Source organism: Arthrobacter sp. ASL1 (assembly GCF_056680475.1).
In genome coordinates this window covers 2,257,432-2,278,945 of sequence record NZ_CM155284.1, presented here as the reverse complement: position 1 = coordinate 2,278,945, position 21,514 = coordinate 2,257,432, and the positions used below count along the sequence as shown (strand labels likewise).

Here is a 21,514-nt window from a genome sequence, read left to right as displayed (position 1 = left end):
ATGGCATACGTCGAGGTGCTGCTGCCGACCATCGTGGTCGCGCTGATCTTCTGGTTCGTCATGCGGGCCGTATTCCGGGTGGACCGCAACGAACGGCGGGCCGAGGCGGAAGCCGACGCGCAACGTGACGCCGCCCGCCGGGCCGCCGATAATCAGGGAAACGAAAACCCCCCGGCCAACTAAGGCATTTCCGGTCGGCGACCTGTCGTATCCGCAGTATCATAGTGCCCGGAAACAAAAGGTATATTCCGGCCCCAACCGCGGTGTGCCGAGATGACGGCATCATTGCCCCGCACCTTCGAAGTGAGGAGCCCTCCGTGGCACGGAAGGTTGAAATAACCCTTATCGATGATCTCGATGGGAGTACGGCCACGGAGACCGTGCATTTCGGTCTGGACGGCAGCCACTATGAGATCGACCTCGGCCAGGAGAATGCCAGCAAGCTCCGCGCGGCACTCGCGCCGTTTATTTCCCAGGCCCGCCGCTCCACGGCGTACTCCGCCTCCGAGGCGCCGGCCATTCGCGCATGGGCCGCCGACAACGGGTTCAAGGTCAGCGAACGCGGACGCCTGCACTCCGAGGTCATCGATGCGTACCGTGAGGCCCACCCGGAGTCCTGACCCCTCCTCCGGCCGTCCGGTGCGCTCCAGGATGGAGCTTCGGGGACGGTTTGGCTGTTTCGCCGTGGGAGGATCCGTTATCCCCACGGCGAACACGTGACATGTGGCGCCGATTGATGCGTAGCATCGTCAGTACGCGTTAGCTAGGAGTGTGCCGCATGTTTGAGAGATTCACCGACCGTGCCCGTCGCGTTGTCGTGCTCGCCCAAGAAGAGGCGCGCATGCTCAACCACAACTACATCGGAACCGAGCACATCCTGCTCGGCCTGATCCACGAGGGGGAGGGCGTCGCCGCGAAGGCGTTGGAGTCGCTCAACATCTCGTTGGGAGCCGTACGGGAGCAGGTGCAGGAGATCATCGGCCAGGGCCAGCAGGCCCCGTCCGGACACATCCCGTTCACCCCCCGGGCCAAGAAGGTCCTGGAACTCTCGCTCCGCGAGGCGCTCCAACTCGGCCACAACTACATCGGAACCGAGCACATCCTGCTCGGACTCATCCGTGAGGGCGAAGGAGTTGCCGCCCAGGTTCTGGTCAAGCTCGGTGCCGACCTCAACCGGGTCCGCCAGCAGGTCATCCAGCTGCTCTCCGGCTACCAGGGCGGCAAGGAAACGGCTGGCGCCGGCGTCGGTCAGGGCCAGTCAGAGGGCCAGCCCGCCGGGTCCGTCGTATTGGATCAGTTCGGACGCAACCTCACCCAAGCGGCCCGCGAAGGCAAGCTCGACCCGGTCATCGGCCGGGAGTTCGAGATGGAACGGGTCATGCAGGTGCTCTCCCGCCGCACCAAGAACAACCCGGTGCTGATCGGCGAGCCAGGCGTCGGCAAGACCGCCGTCGTCGAGGGCCTGGCCCAGTCGATCGTGCGCGGCGACGTCCCCGAAACCATCAAGGACAAGCAGCTCTACACCCTGGACCTCGGTTCGCTGGTGGCCGGCAGCCGTTACCGCGGTGACTTCGAGGAGCGCCTGAAGAAGGTCCTCAAGGAGATCCGGACCCGGGGTGACATCATCTTGTTCATCGACGAGATCCACACGCTCGTCGGGGCCGGTGCCGCCGAAGGTGCCATCGACGCCGCCTCCATCCTTAAGCCCATGCTGGCGCGCGGTGAGCTCCAGACGATTGGCGCCACCACGCTGGACGAGTACCGCAAGCACATCGAGAAGGATGCCGCCCTCGAACGCCGGTTCCAGCCGATCCAGGTCAAGGAACCGTCAGTGGAGCACACAACGGAGATCCTGCGTGGCCTGCGTGACCGCTACGAGGCCCACCACCGGGTGACCATCACCGATGGTGCGCTGGCAGCCGCCTCACAGCTGGCCCACCGCTATATCTCGGACCGCTTCCTGCCCGACAAGGCCATTGACCTGATCGACGAGGCAGGTGCCCGGCTGCGTATCCGCCGAATGACGGCCCCACCCGCCCTGAAGGAGATGGACGAGCAGATCGCCAATGTCCGCCGGGAGAAGGAAGCGGCGATCGATTCGCAGGACTTCGAAGGCGCCGCCTCGCTGCGCGACAAGGAGCAGAAACTCCAGGAAGAGCGTGCGGAGAAGGAAAAATCCTGGAAGAACGGCGACATGGACGAGATTGCCGAGGTCGATGAGGAACTCATCGCCGAGGTGCTCGCCAACTCGACCGGCATCCCGGTCATCAAGCTCACGGAGGAGGAATCCGGGCGCCTGCTCAACATGGAGGCGGAGATCCACAAGCGGGTCATCGGCCAGGACGAGGCCATCAAGTCGATCTCGCAGGCCATTCGCCGCACGCGTGCCGGTCTGAAGGATCCGAACCGCCCCGGTGGCTCGTTCATCTTTGCGGGCCCCACGGGCGTCGGCAAGACCGAGCTGGCGAAGGCGCTCGCGGAGTTCCTCTTCGGTGAGGAAGACGCGCTGATCACCCTGGACATGTCGGAGTACTCGGAAAAGCACACCGTCTCACGGCTCTTCGGTGCCCCTCCGGGGTACGTCGGCTACGAAGAAGGCGGGCAGCTGACCGAAAAGGTCCGCCGACGTCCGTTCTCGGTGGTGCTCTTCGACGAGGTGGAGAAGGCGCACGCCGACCTGTTCAACTCGTTGCTGCAGATCCTGGAAGACGGCCGGCTGACCGACTCCCAGGGGCGCGTGGTCGACTTCAAGAACACCGTCATCATCATGACGACGAACTTGGGTACCCGGGACATCTCCAAGGGTGTCATGACCGGCTTCCAGTCCACGACCGACACGAAGACCGGCTACGACCGCATGCAGGCCAAGGTCCAGGAGGAGCTACGCCAGCATTTCCGGCCGGAGTTCCTGAACCGTGTCGACGACGTCGTCGTCTTCCCGCAGTTGTCGCAGGAGGAGATCGTCCAGATCGTCGACCTCTTCGTGGACCGGCTCGAGGTCCGCATGGTCGACAAGGGCATGCACGTAAAGCTGACCGCTGCGGCCAAGCGACTGCTGGCCACCCGCGGTTACGACCCCGCCATGGGTGCCCGGCCGTTGCGCCGGACCATCCAGCGTGAGGTCGAGGACCAGCTGTCCGAGAAGATCCTTTTCGGGGACATCGTGGCGGGCCAGACCGTCACCGTTGATGTCGACGGGGAGGGTGATTCGGCGAAGTTCACCTTCACCGGCCGCGCGGAGATTCCTGCCCTTGAAGGCCAGGACGCGCCTGCGGAACTTGAGGAAGGCCACCTGAGCGCCGGCTCCTGAGTCGGGGGTTCTCGAGGGCCCGGACCGTGGACATTCCACGGGCCGGGTCCTCTGTCGTCAATGGGGCCGGACTGCAGCGGGAATAGGATGGGAAGATGCCATCCTTCACGCTCCGTTCCGCCCGCACTTCCGATGTCGCCGGGATCCGACAGCTCGTCCGTCCGCTGGCAGACCAGCGCGTGCTGCTGGAAAAGGAGGCCGTCGCCTACTTCGAGAGCCTCCAGGAATTCATCGTCGCCGAGGACGGTGGCGATCTACTCGGATGCGGCGCCTTGCACGTGATGTGGGAGGACTTGGCCGAGATCCGGACCTTGGCCACCGACGACTGCCGGCGCGGACAGGGAATCGGGAAGGCACTGTTGCGTGAACTGGTCGATCGTGCCCGGGTGATCGGCGTCAGCCGCCTCTTCTGCCTGACCTTCGAGGTCGATTTCTTTCGGGCCATGGGGTTCGAGGTCATGGCAAACCAAAGTCCAGTGGACCCCGAGGTCTACTCCGAACTGTTGCGCTCCACCGATGAGGGGGTTGCAGAGTTCCTGGACCTTGCCCGGGTCAAGCCCAATACCCTGGGCAATACGCGCATGATCATGAATCTTTGATCGGATCGGTGTTTCGCGTTCGGAGTAATGTCAAAGAATTCGCGGCTGGCTGTGGACGCGGAGGCTCCGACCTGCTTACTGTGGCCAAGGAGGCCAGAGGGCCCCTGCGCCGGACTCCGCAGCCAGCGGAGCGACAAGGCACCGACAGTACCAAATCGGAACCAACGAAAGTAGGTCATGCAATGGGACTCGGAGATAACCTGGGTGGACTCGGTGAGAACGTCGAGAACCTCAAGAACGAACACGGTGAGCAGATCAACCAGGGCGTCGATGGTGCGCAGGAGAAGTTCGGCGACAAGCTGGGCGGCCACGAGGAGGCCATCGACGGCGCGCAGGAGAAGTACCTCGGCGGCGGCGAGAACGAGGACGAAGGCCAGTAAGGCCCCATAACTTATCCGCCGACCAGCCCACAGCGCGAAGGGGCCCCACTTCAGGTGGGGCCCCTGCTGCGTTAAGACCCCTAATGGGGGAGGGTGATGCCCACTCCCGCGTCGACAGCGAGGCCATCGGCCAGCAGGCTATCGAGACAGCGTTGGCGCTGCCCCAGGTCCGCCGCCAGTTCCCTCAGACGCAGCAAGGCGGCCCCATGCACTGCGGACGCCACCGATGACGATCCGACCGTCCCGGCACCCGTGAGCAGGGTCTGCCTGGCCACAGGTTGGTCCGAATCCCGGAGGACAGCCATCATGGCCCCTCGGACCTGACGGTCGGTGCCGGCCCACGCCTGGCCCTTGGGGACATAGTGCGGTGCGGGTTGGCCTGCGGAAATCCAGGCACACGAGGCCGAGACCGGGCATTGGCCGCAGCGCGGAGACCGGGCCGTGCAGACCAGGGCCCCCAGTTCCATGACGGCGGCATTCCAGGTGCAGGCCAGTTCGCCGCCGTCGTGTTCCACCTGCGGCATGAGCTCGGCGGCCAAGCGCGCCTCGGTTGCGGTATGGCTGGGCTCGGGCAGCGCGCGGCCGCTGATCAGGCGGGCGTGCACCCTCCGGATGTTGGTGTCGACCACGGTTTCGGGGATCCCGAACGCGAAACAGGCAATCGCAGCGGCCGTGTAGCTGCCGATGCCCGGGAGGGCGAGCAAGGCGGAGTACGAGGCGGGCACATGGCCACCATGCTCCTCGGTGATGCGCCGTGCGGCCTCACTCAGGCGCAGTGCGCGCCGGGGGTAGCCGAGCCGGCCCCAGGCGCGGACGGCTTCGCCGGACGGTTCGGCGGCCAGGTCTGCCGGCTCCGGCCAGCGGCGCATCCACTCCTCCCACACGGGGAGCACGCGCACGACGGGGGTCTGCTGGAGCATGAACTCGCTGACCATGACCCCCCATGGACTGCAGTCCGGGTGCCGCCACGGCAGATCGCGCCCCTCGGCGGCGAACCAGTCGGACAGCGAATGGTGCAGGGCACCGACGTCGAGGGGAGGGATGGACGGCACGGGACTCCTTCGATTGCGGGGCATCAATACCCTAGTGCACGGCGTGGGAACCGCCGGTAGCGCGGGGCGCTCCATACCCTAGTTGCATGGCACCACAGCAGTCCCGTCCCGGCAGCACCCGCAGACCGAGTCCGGAAGTCTACCGTCGTCGTCGTATTGTCGTCGGTGTGGCATTGCTGGTCGGTGTGGCATTACTGGCCTGGGCCGTCTTCGCCGTCGCTGGGCTCTTCAGGGGTGGCCAGGGCGACCCCGCTGGGCCGCCGGCAGCGGCGACAGCCGGCGCCGCATCCGCTACGCCGGCATCCCCCAGCGCCACATCCTCGGAATCAGCGGCGGCATCTTCAGGTCCTGCTTCGGGATCGGCCACGCCCTCCGGATCGACCGAGGAGTCCTCCACGGCCGAAGCTGCCGCGAAATGTGCCCCTGAGGACATCGGGTTGGAGTCGGCCACCGACAAGTCCACCTACGCGTCAGGCGACGATCCGGTGCTGGAAATGAAGATCACCAACTCGGGTTCCGAGGATTGCTCGCTGAACGTGGGAACCAGCCAACAGGAGTTCAAGATCGTCTCCGGCTCCGACCGCATCTTCTCCACGACCGATTGCCGAACCGATGCCACGGACAGCAACATGACCCTGAAGGCCGGGGCCACGGAAAGCGCACGGTTCACCTGGAACCGGTTGCGTAGCGCCCCGGGCTGCAAGCCCGTCGCGACGAAACCACGTCCGGGGACCTACACTTTCACCGCCAAGCTCGGTGCCGTCGACAGCGACAAGACCACCTTCACGCTGAAGTAGCCGCCGGAGTTCCGGTTTAGGTGTAGCGGTCCAGCAGGCTGCTCTCCGCGATGCGTGAGAGCCCCTCGCGGACCGTTCTTGCCCGCTGTTCGCCGATGCCATCGACGTCCATGAGTTGATCGATGTTCGCGGCCATCAGGTGCTGCAATCCGCCGAAGCTGTCCACGAGCCGGTCGGCTATCGCCCGGGGAACCGCCTTGATGCCGGCCAGCAGCCGGAAGCCCTTCGGGTGGACGACGGCCTCCAACGAGTCGGTGCCCGGGGTGAAGCCGAGCACAGTGGAGATCCTGCCGAGGTCGATCATGTCGTTGGAGCTGAACGAGCGCAGCTGACCCAGGGACGCATAGAGCTGCTCGGGGGCCGTCCCGGCCTCGGAGTAGTCCTTGAGCAGCACGTCGCTTCCGGGACCCAGGCCCGCGCTCAACTCGTCGAACTGCAGGGCCAGCAGCCGTCCGTCGACGCCGAGCTCAAGCACGTACTGGTCGATCTCCTCGGAAATCCGCCGCACCATTTCCTGGCGCTGGAGCACGACGGCGACGTCGCGGACGGTGACGACTGCCTCGATCTCCAGGGTCGAGAGCGTGCTGGTGACCTGGTCTAGCCGGTTGCGATACCGCTCGAGCGTGGCCAGCGCCTGGTTGGCGCGGGCCAGCACGGGCTCGGATCCCTCGAGCACATGGCGGATTCCCTGGACATAGATCGCGATGATCTGCATGGACTGCGATACGGAGATCACCGGGAAACCCGTCTGGATGGCCACGCGCTCGGCCGTGCGGTGCCTGGTTCCCGATTCCTGGGTGTCGATCGTGTGGTCGGGGACGAGCTGGACAGCGGCCTTGAGAATGTTTGAGCCGTCGCGGTCGCAGACGATGGCACCGTCCATCTTGGCCAGTTCGCGCAGCCGGGTGGGGGAGAAGGTGATATTGATGTCGAACCCCCCGGAGGAGATCGATTCGACGGTCCGGTCGCTGCCCAGGACGATTAGGGCCCCGGTCCGTCCGCGCAGGATGCGTTCCAGGCCGTCACGCAACTGAGTTCCCGGCGCCACGCGGGCCAGCGTGGTGCGCAGTGCCTCTTCGGGGGTCTTGGCCATGGGGTTCCTTCCACTGGATCACCACCATCGTAAGCGGGACGGGCCCGCCACTCCGGACAGGACGTCCGGTAGTGATGTGGCGCGCCTAGCCGAAGGCCGCCTGTAGTGCCTCCTGCAGGGTGCTGACTTCGCGGACCTTGAAGCCGGGCGGGACGGCGCCTGGGCCGTTGGGGGACGCCGGGACCAGCGCATAACGGAAGCCCAGCCGCTCGGCCTCGGTAATGCGCCGTCCGATGTCGGGCACGGGGCGCACTTCACCCGCCAGGCCGACTTCACCGAAGGCGATGAACTGGGCCGGAAGCGGCCGGTCCAGTTTGGCCCCGGAGATGGCCAGTGCGGTGGCCAGATCGGTGGCGGGTTCGCCCAGCCGAACACCGCCTACGGTCGCGACGTAGGAGTCCAGGTTGGACAGGTCCATGCCGGCCCGGCTTTGCAGCACCGCCAGGATCATGGACGTGCGGGCCGAATCCAGGCCGCTGGTGGCCCGCCGCGGTTGGGCGTTGCTCGTTTTGGCCAGCAACGACTGGACCTCGGCCACGAGTGGCCGACGGCCCTCCAATGTCACCGTGACACAGGTCCCCGACACCGGCTCCTTGGTCCGCGTGACGAAGAGCCCACTCGGGTCCGCCAGCCCCTCGATTCCGGACTCGGTCAGGTCGAAGCAGCCGACCTCGTCCGTCGGACCGTACCGGTTCTTCACGGCACGCAGCAGGCGCAGGCGGGAATGGCGCTCGCCGTCGAACTGGCAGACGACGTCGACCAGGTGCTCGAGGAGGCGGGGCCCGGCGATGGACCCGTCCTTGGTCACGTGGCCGACCAGGATGGTCGTCATGTCGCGCTTCTTGGCCGCATTGATCAGCGACGCCGCCACTTCACGTACCTGCGTCACGCCGCCCGCGGCACCCTCGACCTCGGCCGAGGACAGGGTCTGGACGGAGTCGATGACCAGCAACTCCGGATCCAGGTGCTCGATCTGCCCCAAAGCGATGCCGAGATCGGTTTCGGCCGTCAGGTAGAGGGTGTCGGAGAGCGCATCGATGCGTTCGGCGCGCATCTTCACCTGGGCAGCCGACTCCTCGCCCGTGATGTAGAGGACCCGGCGGTTGGTGCGTGAGGTCCGGGCTGCAACGTCGAGCAGCAGTGTGGACTTTCCCACGCCCGGTTCGCCGGCCAGCAGGATGACCGCCCCCGGGACCAGCCCGCCGCCCAGGACGCGGTCCAGTTCGCCGATCCGGGTCGGCTTGTACAGTGCTGCCGACGAATCGACGTCGGCGATCTTCTGGGCCGGGCGCGATACCGTGGCGGCGGCCGTCGTGCGGGCGCTGACCTGTCCGATCTCCTCCACGGTGCCCCATGACTGGCATTCGCCGCAGCGTCCGACCCATTTCACGGTGGTCCACCCGCATTCGGCACACCGGTAGGCGGGGGCGTTGCGTGCGCGGGTGCTGCTCTTGGTGGCCATGGGTCACGATGCTATCGCCTGGGACGGACAGGAAGGGCCGGTCAGAGGCGTGGCAGGAACGAAACCGCCTCGGAGTGGTCCAGCCCGGTGGCCTCCAGCAGGTCGACCACCAGCGGGCGCAACAGAAGCACCAATCCCTCGCCTTGGAGTCCGGTGGCCCCGAAGGTAGCGGGAGTGAGGCGGCCGGCGGCCGCGATGAGGTCCTCGCGCGCGGCACGTTCGGCCCGGTCCCGCTGGGATTGCTGTGGTTCCATGACCGAGCGGGCCAGCGAGTCCACGGCGTCGGCGACTTCATCGAGGTAGATGGAGAGCTCCTCCGATGCCTCCTCGCGCAGTGCGGCATGGGTGATGACCGAGGCCATGCGCCGGGCAAAGACGCGCGCATTGCGGACGGCCAGGTCCACTTGGCCGGCGACGCGGCGCAACCGTTCGAGTTCGCCGCGGTGCCGGCGGAAGTGTGGCGAGAAGGTGGCGATCTCGTGGGCCCCCGTGAGGGAGGCCGGGATCTTGTCCATCAGCGACTGCGTGCCGCGCGCGCGGATCAATGCGTGCCATGCCCGGGTGGAGTCGGACTCGCGCAGGGCGACCGAGCTGTCCCGCAGGATCGCCGAGAGCTCGCGGATCAGTTGTCGCAACTCCCCGGCTGGTGCCCGGCGCGGGTCCTTGGGGGCCAGGGCGGTGATCAGCAGGGCGCACAGTCCGCCGACGATGGCGTCGCCGCTGCGGGTGAAGGGCCCGCCGTCCGGAGCCGGCAGCAGGACCACCAGCAGGGACTGGACGCCGAACTGCGTGGTGAAGATGGAGCCGCTGTCCAGGAAGCGGGCCAGTACCAGGGAAATGAAGACGACGACGGCCGCCTGCCAGATGCCGGTGCCAAGCAGGGTGAGCAGGAGATCACCAACGGCGATGCCCAGCGTGCACCCGATGGCGACTTCCAGGACGCGGCGCATCCTGGTCGCCCCGCCAAAGCCGAGGGCGACGACGGCCGAAGTCGCCGCGAACAGCGGGCCCTGGTGGCCCAGGATCTTCTCGGCGATCCAGTAGGCGCCGACGGCGCAGACGGTGATCTGGATGATCTGCACCAACGAGACGCGCACCCGCGCGGTCCCCGACAGCGACCGGTGGCGCGCCAGGGACGCCACTCTGCCGAAGGGGTTCGCCTTGTCCATTGGTACAGTTTGGCACGGATGCCGCCACAGACCGGCACGGGATGTGACGTACTGCACTCCAGCATAAAAATATGACAGAAAATGCTTGTCAAGCCGTGATTTGCCCCGCTCTCACGCGGAACGCTGCCTCGTCGTTAACCTTCCGTTCACCTTGACCCGCAGCATTCTTTACCTGCGTTGCCTACCGTCAGGTGTGAGGTCGAACGCCGTCCGTGGCGTCCACCCCAGCTCTCACCAGCCAACAGGCTGTCCGCCGGCACCCCGGGGCATCCCGCCCCACCGCCGTAGAGTAGAAGAAGGAACCACACACGTGAAGGTTATTCGCATCGGCCAAGCCGCAGCCGTCCTTTCCGTCGCCGTACTGGCCCTCACGGCCTGCGGTTCGGACAACCCCACCGACACGGGCGCTGGCGCCGGGGGATCCTCGGCCAGCGGCCAGGACGTGACCGGGACCCTGACCGGCATCGGCGCCTCCTCGCAGAAGGCCGCCATGGACGCCTGGAAGTCGGGCTTCGAGGCGACCCACAGCAACGCCAAGGTCCAGTACTCGCCCGACGGCTCCGGTGCCGGCCGCAAGGCCTTCCTGGCCGGCGGCGCGCAGTTCGCCGGCTCGGACGCCTACCTGGACGAGGACGAGATCAAATCCTCCAAGAAGGTCTGCGGACCCGATGGCGCGTTCGACATCCCGGCCTACATCTCCCCGATCGCCGTGGCCTACAACCTCGAAGGCGTCGACGAGCTGAAGCTGGATGCCGACACGATCGCGAAGATCTTCAAGCTCGAGATCACCAAGTGGAATGACCCGGCCATCGCCAAGCAGAACGAGGGCGTGAAGCTGCCGGACACGAACATCACCGTCGTGCACCGCAACGACGAGTCGGGCACCACGGAGAACTTCACCCAGTACCTGGCCGTTGCCGCCAAGGATGTCTGGACCTACGAGGAATCCGGCGACTGGCCCTCGGACCTGCAATCCGAGAACGCCAAGGGGACCTCCGGCGTCGTGTCGACGACGTCCTCCACCCCCGGCGCCATCACCTACGCCGATGCCTCTGCCGTCGGCCAGCTGGGCACCGTCTCGGTCAAGGTCGGCGACGAGTACACCAAGCTCTCCGCCGAGGCCGCGGCCAAGGCAGTGGAAATCGCCAAGCCGGTTTCGGGCCGTTCGGACCAGGATATGGCCCTCGAGCTCAAGCGCGACACCACCGAATCTGGTGCCTACCCGATCATCCTGGTGAGCTACCACATCTACTGCAGCACCTACAAGGACCAGGAAACCGTCGATCTGGTCAAGGCCTGGGGCAACTACGTGGTCGGCAAGGAAGGCCAGCAGGCCGCCGCCGATTCCGCAGGCAGCGCCCCGCTGTCCGATTCCCTGATGGAGAAGGCCAAGAAGTCCATCGATGCCATCAAGGTCGCGTCCTAACGACCGCGACGCGCGGGGCCGGCCGGATGGCTTGCCGGTCCCGCGCATGACCACCCAACGCCCGCCGACCGGGGATTCCCCTCCGCAACGGTCGCCGGGCCACCAGACCGAAGGGTCACCATGACTACCAACGCGCTGACAAAGCCGGGCGGCTCGGGCCGGATGGGAGACAAGGTCTTCTCCTCCGCCTCCATGGCCGCCGGCATACTCATCCTCCTCACCCTCTTCGCAGTCGCCCTGTTCCTGCTCCTCCAGGCGATCCCGGCGTTCACCGCCGACCCGGCGGACGTCTCCGGGGGCAAGGGCTTCCTCACCTACATCTGGCCGATCGTCGTCGGCACCGTGATTGCCGCGGCCATCGCCATCTTGCTGGCCACCCCGGTTGGTCTCGGCGTGGCGCTGTTCATCTCGCACTACGCGCCCCGCCGTCTGGCGGCCCCGCTGGGCTATGTGATAGACCTGCTCGCCGCCATCCCCTCGGTCATCTACGGCATCTGGGGCTACCTGGTGCTGGCACCGGTGCTCGTGCCCGGTTATGAATGGCTCAACGAGAACCTCGGGTTCATCCCGCTGTTCGGCGGGCCGGTATCGCAAACCGGGAAGACCATGCTCACCGCCGGAATCGTCCTGGCGGTCATGGTGCTGCCGATCATCACCTCGCTCACCCGTGAGATCTTCCTGCAGACCCCCGGGCTGCACGAGGAAGCCGCACTAGCCTTGGGCGCCACCCGCTGGGAAATGATCCGCATGTCGGTGCTGCCCTTCGCCCGTGCCGGGATCATCTCGGCCGTGATGCTCGGCCTCGGCAGGGCCCTCGGCGAGACCATGGCCGTGGCACTGGTGCTCTCGACCGGCAACCTGATCCCGTCGCTGATCAAATCCGGCAACCAGACGATTGCCGCGGAGATCGCGCTGAACTTCCCGGAGGCTTTCGGCCTGCGGATGTCCGAACTCATTGCGGCCGGCCTGGTCCTCTTCGTCATCACCTTGGCCGTGAACATGATCGCCCGCTGGATCATCGGCCGCCACAAGGAATTCTCGGGAGCCAACTGATGTCCACCACGACCCTCACCCCCACTCCTGCCCCGACCCGGCGCAACCGGCTCTCCAAGGGCCGCCTGCCGCGCTGGGCGATCCCCGCCGTCGGACTGGCTGCACTGGTGCTGGGCGCCGCCGCGTCCACCTTGGGTGGCTTCTCCGTCGCGTCGTTCCTGATCTACGCCGCACTGTTCTTCGTCATCGGCGCCACCTTGGCCACCACGGTGGTCGAAGGCCGTCGGCAGGGAACCAACTCGTTCTTCAAGTATCTCGTCGTCGGGGCCTTCCTGCTCGCGCTCGTCCCGCTGGTCTCGGTGCTCTACACGGTGCTCGAACGCGGCCTGCCCGGGATGACGCCCAACTTCCTGTTCTACTCGATGAACGGGATGACCGGTGCGGTGGACAACGAGACGGTTGCCGCGGGGACCCCGGTCCTGGGCGGTGCCTACCACGCCGTGATCGGGACCCTGCTCATCACCGTGTGCTCCACCATCATCTCGGTGCCGATCGGGATGCTCGCGGCGATCTACCTGGTCGAGTACGGCCAGGGCAAGATGCTCAGCCGCGGCATCACGTTCTTCGTCGACGTCATGACCGGGATCCCCTCGATCGTCGCCGGCCTCTTCGCTGCCGCCCTGTTCGGCCTGTTGTTCGGCCCCTCGACCCGCATGGGCATCGTCGCCGCCGTCGCCCTGTCGGTGCTGATGATCCCCACGGTGGTCCGCTCGACCGAGGAAATGCTTAAGATCGTCCCGAACGAACTGCGGGAGGCATCCTACGCCCTCGGTGTGCGCAAATGGCGCACGATCACCAAGGTCGTCATCCCCACGGCGATCTCGGGCATCGCCTCCGGCGTGACCCTGGCCATCGCCCGCGTCATCGGCGAAACGGCGCCCATCCTGGTCACGGCGGGACTCGCCAACAGCATCAACTTCAACGTCTTCAGCAACTGGATGGCCACGTTGCCGACGTTCATCTACTACCAGATCCTCAATCCCACGTCGCCGACGAACATCGACCCCAGCGCCCAGCGCGCCTGGGCAGCTGCCCTGCTGCTGATCATCATGGTCATGGTCCTCAACCTCGGCGCACGCATGATTGCGCGCATCTTCTCCCCCAAGACCGGCCGCTAGGCCCCCGAAACATTAAGGAACACATCGTGTCCAAACGCATCGACGTCTCCGACCTGAACGTCTACTACTCCAAGTTCCGTGCCGTGGAGGACGTGAACATCAAGATCGACGCCAAGTCGGTGACCGCCTTCATCGGCCCGTCCGGCTGTGGAAAGTCCACCTTCCTGCGCACCCTGAACCGCATGCACGAGGTCATCCCCGGCGCCACCGTCGAAGGCAAGGTCCTGCTCGACGGCGACAACCTCTACGACGCCGGTGTAGATCCGGTCACCGTGCGCAGCCAGATCGGCATGGTCTTCCAGCGCCCCAACCCGTTCCCGACCATGTCCATCCGCGACAACGTCCTGGCCGGCGTCAAGCTGAACGCGCGCCGGATCAGCAAGTCGGACGCCGATGACCTGGTGGAGTCCTCGCTGCGCGGGGCCAACCTGTGGAACGAGGTCAAGGACCGTCTCGACAAGCCCGGCTCCGGCCTCTCCGGCGGACAGCAGCAGCGCCTCTGCATCGCACGCACCATCGCGGTCAAGCCCCAGGTCATCCTCATGGACGAGCCCTGTTCGGCACTCGATCCGATTTCCACGCTGGCCATCGAGGACCTCATCAATGAGATGAAGAACGATTACACGGTCGTCATCGTCACGCACAACATGCAGCAGGCGGCGCGCGTTTCGGACAAGACGGCGTTCTTCAACATCGCGGGGACCGGCAAGCCCGGCAAGCTCATCGAGTACGACGAGACCGCCACGATTTTCAACAACCCGTCCGTCAAGGCCACGGAAGACTACGTCTCCGGCCGATTCGGATAACCAGACGGTTCCCGCCGCTGTCAGCGCGCGGCGGGAACGGACCCGGAGGGGGAATCTCCGGGGGATCCCGAGTGGATCAACGCCGGATGCGGGGTCCCGAGGGGGCTCCGCATCTGTGCGTGGGGTGGGTCTATCCCAGCAGCGGGTGCACGGCGAGGAACAACACGCCTGCCGCTGCGATGCAGACCACCGGTGTGAGCAGCCAATACGCGGCCACTGCGACCACACGCCGCCACATCACCGACTCGAAGCGCTGATTCGTGCCGGCCCCCACGATGGAGCTGGTCACCGCCTGGGTGGTCGACAGTGGCATGTGCAGGGCGAGGGCGCCGACGAACAGCATGGCCGCGGAGATGGTCTGGGCGCCCATGCCGCGCAGGGGATCGATGGATACCAGACGGTAGGCGATCGTGTGGGTGATCCGCCAGCCGCCGCACAACACGCCGGCACCGAGGCAGGCGGCGGCGACGGCCTGGGCCCAGAAGGGGATTCCCTGCGGCGAAACGGAGTTTCCCGCCACCAGCGCCAGGGTCAGCATCGCCGCAGTGCGTTGGCCGTCCTGCAGGCCGTGGCCCAGGGCCACGGCACCGGTGGTGATGGACTGGCCCATGCGTCCCACCGTGTTTGCGTCCCCCGAGCTGGCGTGTCGCAGCCCCCAAGTCAGCGGGATGACCACCAGGTAAGACAGGGCATAGGCGATGACGGGGGTCAGCAGCAGGGGGATCACCACGCCTCCCAGGAACATCCGGGTCACGCCGTGGACGCCATCGCCGCCCAGTAGCGCCGACGCCCCGCTGGCACCAGCGAATCCCGATATCACCGCCTGGGTCGAGGACATGGGCACCGCACGGTACCAGCAGAACAAGCCCCAACCGCCGGCGGCCAGGACGGCCGTGAGCAGTATGGCCAGACCGTGGGCCCCGTCGGGGACGTTGAGCTCGACGGCGGCGATGAGCGAGGTGCCGAAGGCGGTACCCAACAGCGTGCCCACGACCGTGAAACAGGCGGCGAGGACCACGGCGACGGACGGGGTCAGGGCGCGGGTGCGCACGGCGGCGGCGACCGAGTTGGAGGCGTCCCTGAAGCCGTTGAGGAACCCGAAGGCGCCGATCGCCGCGAGGACACACCACAAGAACAGGGTCATGGGCCGATTCCGCTCAGGATTCCTTGACCAGGACGCGGCCCAGGTGGTCGGCTATGGCGTGCAGCGAATCCACTGCCGCCAGCAGCTGTTCGGCCACCGCCCGGTGGCGCAGGATCGTGGAGGCCTTGGACAGCTCGGAGATCTCCCCAAGCCACGCCCGGTGGGTCCGCCGTGCGCGGCGCCCCAGGCGGATCATCTGGAGCCAGGCGTCCTCGAGGTCGTCGGGCTGCTGGAGCTGGCCGAGTGCGTCATTGGTCATCTCGGATTGCCGGCCGAGCATTTCCAGTTGTTCGGCGGCCCGACGGGAAATGCCCGCGGCCGACGTCCTGACCATCAGGTCGCCCGCCCCGGCGAGTTCGGCCACCGCGTCGTTCAGCAGCCTCGAAAACGTGTAGAGGTCCTCGCGGGGCAGCGGGTTCACATAGCTGGTGCGCAGATGGGTCAGGACCGCATGGTGCAGGTCGGTGGCCTGCTGTTCGAACTGCTCGAGCTCGCGGATCAGCCCCTGCTGGTCATCGGCCGGGGCCCCGAGTAGTTCCGAGAGGGTTTCCAGGCACTGGCGGACGATGGTGCCGAGTTGCTGGAGCAGTTCCAGGCCGCGCGTCTCCACGGGAAACAATCTGAATTTCACGAAGCTGAACCGCCGGCGTCTGGTGGGTGGACGAATGACTGCGTCCCAGTGTACGCACGGGAGGTTAACGGCCGCGCCGTCAACGAGGTAATGGTGCCGGACCGGGAGCACCTCTCGGCGGAAGGCCGCTCGAAGCGGCTGCAAAATGGAACCCGGGGCTACCGCGATCCGACACCGCCTCTAGTTTTCTCCCCCCGGCACGGCGATGTCAACAGGACCGCCCGCGTCGTGGCCGATCCCACACCCTCAGGCCAGTTCGCCGCGGCGCCACGACCCGGCGGCGGCCTCCAGGTCCGCGGCGGTCTTCACCAGCAGGTCGGCGGAGTGGGTCAGCCGGGTGGACCGGTCGGCGTTCGACGCCTCCGAGTCGTCGGCGTGCCCGGCCTGCCCCAGGGCGATGATCCGGCAGAAAGCCGCCGTGCGTTCCAGGGCGACATCGAACTCGCCGTCGAAGGCCCCGGTCAGGATCGAATCGGTCATGGCCAGCACCTCCTGCGCCCCCGGGGGCTCGGCCACCCCGGCCACGGCCCGGGAAACGTCGGAGCGTTCCCGGCCGGCAGTGAAATAGGAAGCGAAGCGTTCGGGCTCGCGCTGCGTGGCGGTATTCAGGGCATAGAGCCGCCACAGGGCGCCGGGCAGCGAGCGTGCGGGGCTCTCGGCCCACAGCTCGGCCAACACCTCCAGGCCCTCGTTCTGTGCCAGCGTCACCAGCCGGCGGGTCACCTCGGGATCGGCGTTGGCCCGCCCGTGGTTGACCAGGGCCTCGGCGGCGAGATGCCCGGCCTCGGAGATGCGGGCCGGGTCCGCACCGCCGGCGAAGGGTTCGAAGTCCGCGGGGGCAAAGGGCTTGGGGCGGTGGTGGCGGCGCCCGCCCGCACCGGCACCGGGTCTTTGGGCGTCAGTCATGCCCCGACGATACTCCCGGCGGCGCGGGACCGGCCACGAGGCAGGGGTCGGTCACCTCGGTGTTGCGTTAGGATGTGTATCGGCCTCTTTTGGCCGCCGGGGGCCTTTAGCTCAGATGGTAGAGCATCGGACTTTTAATCCGCTGGTCACGGGTTCGATCCCCGTAGGGCCCACCCGTTTGCCGCCCCGTCCCGCATCCGCCGGGGCGGGGCGTCGTGCGTTCCGGGGTCGATGGACGGGCCGAAGGGTCCACGTCCATTTGCCGGAGATTTCAATACGGCAACGATGCACGCGGCGTCCGGGCACCCCTCCCGCTTGGTTGACCCGGGCAACGATCCCCGTCATTCCGGGGCAAACCCGGCACGACGGCGGTGCCCGGGTTCCGCCGTCGTCCTCCCCAAGGCCTCCGCACGATGCCCCGCGGGCCGACCGGCTATTCCGGAGGACCCGCGGACCCCCTACGCTGGATGGGTGCGAGCAATCACTAGCGGCCTGGGGGCCGGTCTGCTGGCCGTCACGCTGACGGCTGCCTCCATTGCGCCCGCAATGGCCGCCGGACCGGATGTGTCCGACTACCTCGAACCCGGGTATTCGGGTTTCGGGACGCAGCTGGGAGCCGCTGCCGACCAGGTCGACACGCAGCGGGACGGCGAACTGCGCGCCGCCGCCTTTGATGCCTCGCTGAGCCGCGGCTATGCCGGGGAACTGGCCCAGGACCTCTCGATGCCGGGTGATGAGGGGGCCGCCGCTGTCGCCGAGGTCATCCAGCGCACGAACCCCGACGTGGTACTGCTCAGCGATTTCGATTACGACGATGGCCACGAGGCCGCGAACGCCTTCCGTGCCAACTACCTGCAGCAGGGCCAGGGCGGGCAGCAGCCGGTCGACTACCCCTACGTGTATACGGCCCCCAACAACAACGGCATCGCCACCGGTGCGGACCTGGACGGCAACGGCACCGTGGGCGACCCGGCGGACGGTTTCGGTTTCGGTGACTTCGCCGGCCAGCACGGCATGGTCCTCTACTCCAGGCACCCGATCGAGACGGACCAGGTCCGCACGTTCCAGAACATGCTCTGGAAGTCGATGCCGGGCAACCGCATGCCCCACGAACGCTATTCGCCCCTGGTGCGCAACGTCATGCGGCTGAACAGCACCACCACTTGGGATGTGCCCGTCCAGGTTGACGGGGGCACAGTGCATCTCATCGCCGCGAGCCCCGCCGCCCCGGTGGACGAGGCCGGGATGTCCCAGCGGCGGCGCAACGCCGACCAGATCCGCATGCTCTCCGACTACGTGGCCGGCGGCCCCGACGCGAAGTACATCACCGACGATGCCGGACGGTCCGGCGGGTTGGCCGACGACTCCCGGTTCGTGGTGCTGGGCGACCTGGCCGCAGATCCGGCCCACGGTCCGGCCGCCGACGGCGCGGTGGACGAATTGCTCGACAACCCCGCCCTGGTCGACCCGCGGCCCACCTCGGACGGCGCCATCGAGGCCGGAGCCGCGCAGGGCAGCAGGGCCGGAGACGACGCGGCGGCGGTCCCCGGGTTGCTGACCTCCACCGGGGACGGGGCGCTGGCCTTGCGCACCGACTACGCACTGCCCTCCCGGACGCTGTCGGTGGCCGATTCCGGCGTGTTCTGGCCGTCGGCGCGCCAGGACGGGCGTTCGCTGGTGTTCGGTGATCCGGCCCCCAGCGGTGGGCACCGCCTGGTCTGGGTCGACGTGGACCTCCCCGCGGCCAAGTAGCAGCCCGGCCGGGGCGCCCGGTGTGTCCGGGCCCACGGCCCGGGATCCACCGTTTGGTTGATCCGCCCGGTGCGCCGGTGCGGGAATGTTGGAGGTAGGCAAACAGCCTGACCCACCAACGAAAGGCCCTGCAGTGCTCCGCCTGCTCTACACCTCCTTCACGTTCGCGATCGTCGGCGTCTTCTCCGGCCTGTTCTACCGGGAGCTGACGAAGGCCCACGACTTCACGGACCGCTCCGCCACCCAGCTGCCCCTGGTGCACACCCACTTCCTCGTGCTCGGCTTCATGGTGCTGCTGATCGTGATGATCCTCGAAAAGGTCTTCCACCTCTCCGAGGCGGCCCCGAGGCTGAACATCTGGTTCTACTGGATCTGGACCCTCGGCGTGCTCGTCACCGGCGGCATGATGCTCGTCAAGGGCTCGATGACCGTCCTGGGCGCCGACGCCTCCTCCCCGGCGCTGTCCGGGATCGCCGGCATGGGCCACATGCTGCTCACCGCCGGGATCGTGTTGCTCTTCCTGGCCATCCGCAAGGCCGTCACCGCTTCGGCCCCCGTGCAGCGCGCCTCGGTTGCGGCCTGAATTGCCGACACGCAGGGTCGGTGCCGCGTAGGCTCGGATCATGAAGGAAAAGATCACGTCCGTGGTCCTGGGACCGGACGGCAAACCCGTGGCGGGCATCCAGGGGGCCATCATCAAGGCGATCGGCGTCCAGCGCCCCCTGGTGCTCTCCTACCTGCGCCGCCTGCAACGACGGCACCCGTCCGCCACCGGCGCCGAACTGGCCCGCCTGGTCGAGCGCGACTACCTGGTCGCCGTCACCGGCGGCGGGGCCGCGGTCGGCGCCTCGGCGGTCGTGCCGGGGATCGGCACGGCGGCCTCCCTCGGCCTGTCCGCGGCTGCAACGGTCGGCTTCCTCGAGGCCAGTGCCCTCTACGCCCAGTCATTGGCCGAACTGCACGGGATCACCACCGAGGACCCGGAGAAGGCGCGCGTGCTGGTGATGGCCATCCTGATGGGCGACGAGGGAAGCTCAATGATCTCCGCCCTGACGCACCAGGCCGCCGGCCGCGGCTCTGGCCCCGTCAAGGGCTGGGGTGCGGTTTTCGGAGCCGGCAAGTCCACCAGTGCGTGGGGTGCTATCGGCGCCCAGGTGCAAAAGCGCTTCCTGCGCAAGATCCTGGCCACCCAGGGCGCTTCGATGCTCGGGCGGGCCATCCCGTTCGGGGTCGGTGCCGCCGTCGGCGGGGTCGGCAACCGCTTTCTGGGCAAGAAGGTCATCGAGGCCGCCGGCCTGGCGTTCGGGCCCGTTCCCACCGCGATCCCCGGCGAATTGGCACCGGGCACCCGGGGCCGGCTGGGCGTTGGATCCCCGGCCGCCGGGGGAGAGGGGCACGACGCCGGTGCCCGGGACCGCGCACAGGCCGAGGTCGAGCACGGGATCGAGCAGGAGCGGGTCCGCCGCTCCGGTGGGTCAGCCGAGTAGCGCCTGGGCGGCGACGAAGATCGCCAGGCCGGCCAGCGAGCCGACCACCGTGCCGTTGATGCGGATGAACTGCAGGTCGCGACCCACCTGCAACTCGATCTTGCGGCTGGTCTCCTCGCCGTCCCACCGGGCCACGGTGTCCGCGATCAGCGCGGTGATCTGCTCGCGGTAGGTGTGCACCAGATAGCTGGCGGCCCCGGCGATCCACGCGTCGATCTTGGCGGCCAGGCCGGTATCGGTGCGCAGCCGGCCGCCCAGGTCCATCACCGCACGCACGAAGCTGGCCCGCAGCTCCGAGGCCGGGTTCTCCACCGCGTCGAGCAGCGCGGCCTTAATCGAGTCCCAACCGGACGCCATGGCCTCGTGCAGTTGCGGGTCATCCAGGATGGCGTGCTTGAGCCCCTCGACCCGTTCGATGGTCTCCGGGCTGTGCTGCATGTCGCGGGCGAAATCGGCCAGCCACCCGTCGATGCTGCGGCGCACCCGGTGGTCCGGGTCCGCCCGCACCGCTGCGGTGAATGCCGCCAGCTCCCGGTGCAGGCGCTCGCCGACCAGCGAGTCGACGACGGAGGGCAACCAGGACGGGGACCGATCGGCCACCAGCCGGACCACGGTCTCCCGGTTGGCGTCCACCCAATCCGCGGCCCGGTCCGCGAGCAGGTCCACCAGGGGCCGCTGGTGGCCATCGCGCAGCACCAGTTCGAGCATGCGGCCCAGCGTCGAGGACCATTCCGGGGCCAGCATGTGCTTGCGGGCCAGCGATTCCAGCAGGTGCAGCACGTCCTCGTCGTCGACCACCAGGAGCAGCGCCCGGATCGCCGTGGCGCCCTCGACGGCCACCCGTTCGGCGTTCTCGCGCCGGGCCAGCCAGGCACCGGCCGGCGCGGCGAAGGACATGCCGCCGAGCTTGGCGCCGATGACCTCGTCGGAGAGGAAGTTCTCCTGGACGAAACCACCCAGGCTCTCGCCGATCTGGTCCTTCTTGCGCGGGATGATCGCCGTGTGGGGGATCGGCAGCCCCATCGGGTGGCGGAAGAGGGCGGTGACGGCGAACCAGTCGGCCAACGCGCCCACCATCCCGCCCTCGGCCGCCGCCCGCACGTACTGCAGCCACCCATGGGTCTCCTGCAGGGCAAACGAGACGGCGAAGACGGCGGCCATGCCGATCAGCAGCCCCGTCGCGATGGCCTTCATGCGGCGCAGCGCGCCGGCCCGTTCGATATCTGAGGTCAGGGGCATGGTGGTCCAATCGGTGGGGGCCTCGGGCGCGGTTCCACGATAGTTCACCGCAGGGCTTCCCCCGGGACCCGGCCCCCGCATCCCGTAGCG

The 21,514-nt window shown here is 67.5% G+C and carries 21 protein-coding genes and 1 tRNA gene; 14 read left to right on the top strand and 8 right to left on the bottom strand.

Going from position 1 to position 21,514, the window contains the following annotated elements; translation table 11 throughout:
* The 5 genes from AC1MEQ_RS10780 (at position 1) to AC1MEQ_RS10760 (ending at position 4,289) form a co-directional block, all read left to right on the top strand.
* Positions 1–183, top strand: a complete 183-nt coding sequence (locus AC1MEQ_RS10780; protein WP_479790609.1) for a hypothetical protein — start codon at positions 1–3, stop codon at positions 181–183.
* A 134-nt stretch (positions 184–317) separates the two neighbouring features.
* Entirely contained in the window at positions 318–620 is a 303-nt protein-coding gene (locus AC1MEQ_RS10775; protein ID WP_479790607.1) for a histone-like nucleoid-structuring protein Lsr2, read from the top strand.
* 158 nt (positions 621–778) lie between these two features.
* Positions 779–3,310 (top strand): ATP-dependent Clp protease ATP-binding subunit, encoded by a 2,532-nt coding sequence (locus AC1MEQ_RS10770; protein ID WP_479790606.1) that lies wholly within the window; start codon positions 779–781, stop codon positions 3,308–3,310.
* Between the two features lie 95 nt (positions 3,311–3,405).
* A complete protein-coding gene (locus AC1MEQ_RS10765) occupies positions 3,406–3,909 on the top strand; it encodes an amino-acid N-acetyltransferase (RefSeq protein ID WP_479790604.1) in 504 nt (167 codons plus the stop codon).
* 182 nt (positions 3,910–4,091) lie between these two features.
* The gene (locus AC1MEQ_RS10760) at positions 4,092–4,289 is read left to right on the top strand and encodes an Rv0909 family putative TA system antitoxin (protein ID WP_479790603.1); all 198 of its coding nucleotides are present in this window, start codon (positions 4,092–4,094) and stop codon (positions 4,287–4,289) included.
* An 80-nt stretch (positions 4,290–4,369) separates the two neighbouring features.
* Here the strand turns inward: AC1MEQ_RS10760 and AC1MEQ_RS10755 are convergent, their stop codons facing one another.
* The gene (locus tag AC1MEQ_RS10755; protein ID WP_479790601.1) at positions 4,370–5,365 is read right to left on the bottom strand and encodes an HhH-GPD family protein; all 996 of its coding nucleotides are present in this window, start codon (positions 5,363–5,365) and stop codon (positions 4,370–4,372) included.
* 62 nt (positions 5,366–5,427) lie between these two features.
* On the opposite strand from AC1MEQ_RS10755, the gene AC1MEQ_RS10750 reads away from it, so the two are divergent.
* Positions 5,428–6,138, top strand: a complete 711-nt coding sequence (locus tag AC1MEQ_RS10750; protein ID WP_479790599.1) for a hypothetical protein — start codon at positions 5,428–5,430, stop codon at positions 6,136–6,138.
* A gap of 16 nt (positions 6,139–6,154) precedes the next feature.
* On the opposite strand, the gene disA is transcribed toward AC1MEQ_RS10750, so the two are convergent.
* The 3 genes from disA to AC1MEQ_RS10735 form a co-directional block, all read right to left on the bottom strand.
* Positions 6,155–7,231 (bottom strand): DNA integrity scanning diadenylate cyclase DisA, encoded by a 1,077-nt coding sequence (gene disA, locus AC1MEQ_RS10745; RefSeq protein WP_479790597.1) that lies wholly within the window; start codon positions 7,229–7,231, stop codon positions 6,155–6,157.
* Positions 7,232–7,316: 85 nt separating this feature from the next.
* Positions 7,317–8,693: a DNA repair protein RadA gene (gene radA, locus AC1MEQ_RS10740; protein ID WP_479790595.1), complete on the bottom strand. Its 1,377-nt coding sequence runs from the start codon at positions 8,691–8,693 to the stop codon at positions 7,317–7,319.
* Positions 8,694–8,734: 41 nt separating this feature from the next.
* Complete coding sequence (locus AC1MEQ_RS10735; RefSeq protein ID WP_479790593.1) at positions 8,735–9,862, bottom strand: FUSC family protein; 1,128 nt, start codon at positions 9,860–9,862, stop codon at positions 8,735–8,737.
* 310 nt (positions 9,863–10,172) lie between these two features.
* Here AC1MEQ_RS10735 and pstS point away from each other — a divergent pair, with 310 nt between their 5' ends.
* The 4 genes from pstS (at position 10,173) to pstB (ending at position 14,265) form a co-directional block, all read left to right on the top strand.
* Positions 10,173–11,288 carry a phosphate ABC transporter substrate-binding protein PstS gene (gene pstS, locus AC1MEQ_RS10730; RefSeq protein WP_479790591.1) on the top strand — a complete coding sequence of 372 codons (1,116 nt, stop codon included), beginning with the start codon at positions 10,173–10,175 and terminating at the stop codon, positions 11,286–11,288.
* 120 nt (positions 11,289–11,408) lie between these two features.
* Positions 11,409–12,341, top strand: coding sequence for a phosphate ABC transporter permease subunit PstC (pstC, locus tag AC1MEQ_RS10725; protein ID WP_479790589.1), 933 nt, complete (start codon positions 11,409–11,411; stop codon positions 12,339–12,341).
* Entirely contained in the window at positions 12,341–13,459 is a 1,119-nt protein-coding gene (gene pstA, locus AC1MEQ_RS10720; protein WP_479790587.1) for a phosphate ABC transporter permease PstA, read from the top strand. The genes pstC and pstA overlap by 1 nt, the downstream gene beginning before the upstream one ends.
* 26 nt (positions 13,460–13,485) lie before the next feature.
* Positions 13,486–14,265 (top strand): phosphate ABC transporter ATP-binding protein PstB, encoded by a 780-nt coding sequence (pstB, locus tag AC1MEQ_RS10715; RefSeq protein WP_479790585.1) that lies wholly within the window; start codon positions 13,486–13,488, stop codon positions 14,263–14,265.
* A 130-nt stretch (positions 14,266–14,395) separates the two neighbouring features.
* On the opposite strand, the gene AC1MEQ_RS10710 is transcribed toward pstB, so the two are convergent.
* The 3 genes from AC1MEQ_RS10710 to AC1MEQ_RS10700 all read right to left on the bottom strand — a co-directional run bounded on the left by AC1MEQ_RS10710 (position 14,396) and on the right by AC1MEQ_RS10700 (position 16,946).
* Entirely contained in the window at positions 14,396–15,409 is a 1,014-nt protein-coding gene (locus AC1MEQ_RS10710) for an inorganic phosphate transporter (RefSeq protein ID WP_479790583.1), read from the bottom strand.
* Positions 15,410–15,422: 13 nt separating this feature from the next.
* Complete coding sequence (locus AC1MEQ_RS10705; RefSeq protein WP_479790581.1) at positions 15,423–16,019, bottom strand: hypothetical protein; 597 nt, start codon at positions 16,017–16,019, stop codon at positions 15,423–15,425.
* Between the two features lie 267 nt (positions 16,020–16,286).
* Complete coding sequence (locus AC1MEQ_RS10700; protein ID WP_479790579.1) at positions 16,287–16,946, bottom strand: hypothetical protein; 660 nt, start codon at positions 16,944–16,946, stop codon at positions 16,287–16,289.
* 100 nt (positions 16,947–17,046) lie between these two features.
* On the opposite strand from AC1MEQ_RS10700, the gene AC1MEQ_RS10695 reads away from it, so the two are divergent.
* The 4 genes from AC1MEQ_RS10695 (at position 17,047) to AC1MEQ_RS10680 (ending at position 20,185) form a co-directional block, all read left to right on the top strand.
* A tRNA-Lys gene (locus tag AC1MEQ_RS10695) sits at positions 17,047–17,119 on the top strand.
* 298 nt (positions 17,120–17,417) lie between these two features.
* On the top strand, positions 17,418–18,698 hold the full coding sequence (locus AC1MEQ_RS10690) for an endonuclease/exonuclease/phosphatase family protein (RefSeq protein WP_479790577.1): 1,281 nt from the start codon (positions 17,418–17,420) through the stop codon (positions 18,696–18,698).
* 133 nt (positions 18,699–18,831) lie between these two features.
* Complete coding sequence (locus AC1MEQ_RS10685; RefSeq protein WP_479790575.1) at positions 18,832–19,281, top strand: DUF2871 domain-containing protein; 450 nt, start codon at positions 18,832–18,834, stop codon at positions 19,279–19,281.
* A 40-nt stretch (positions 19,282–19,321) separates the two neighbouring features.
* On the top strand, positions 19,322–20,185 hold the full coding sequence (locus AC1MEQ_RS10680) for a hypothetical protein (RefSeq protein WP_479790573.1): 864 nt from the start codon (positions 19,322–19,324) through the stop codon (positions 20,183–20,185).
* Here the strand turns inward: AC1MEQ_RS10680 and AC1MEQ_RS10675 are convergent.
* Complete coding sequence (locus tag AC1MEQ_RS10675; protein WP_479790571.1) at positions 20,174–21,424, bottom strand: DUF445 domain-containing protein; 1,251 nt, start codon at positions 21,422–21,424, stop codon at positions 20,174–20,176. The two genes, AC1MEQ_RS10680 and AC1MEQ_RS10675, sit on opposite strands and share 12 nt — an antisense overlap.
* Positions 21,425–21,514 lie beyond the last annotated feature (90 nt).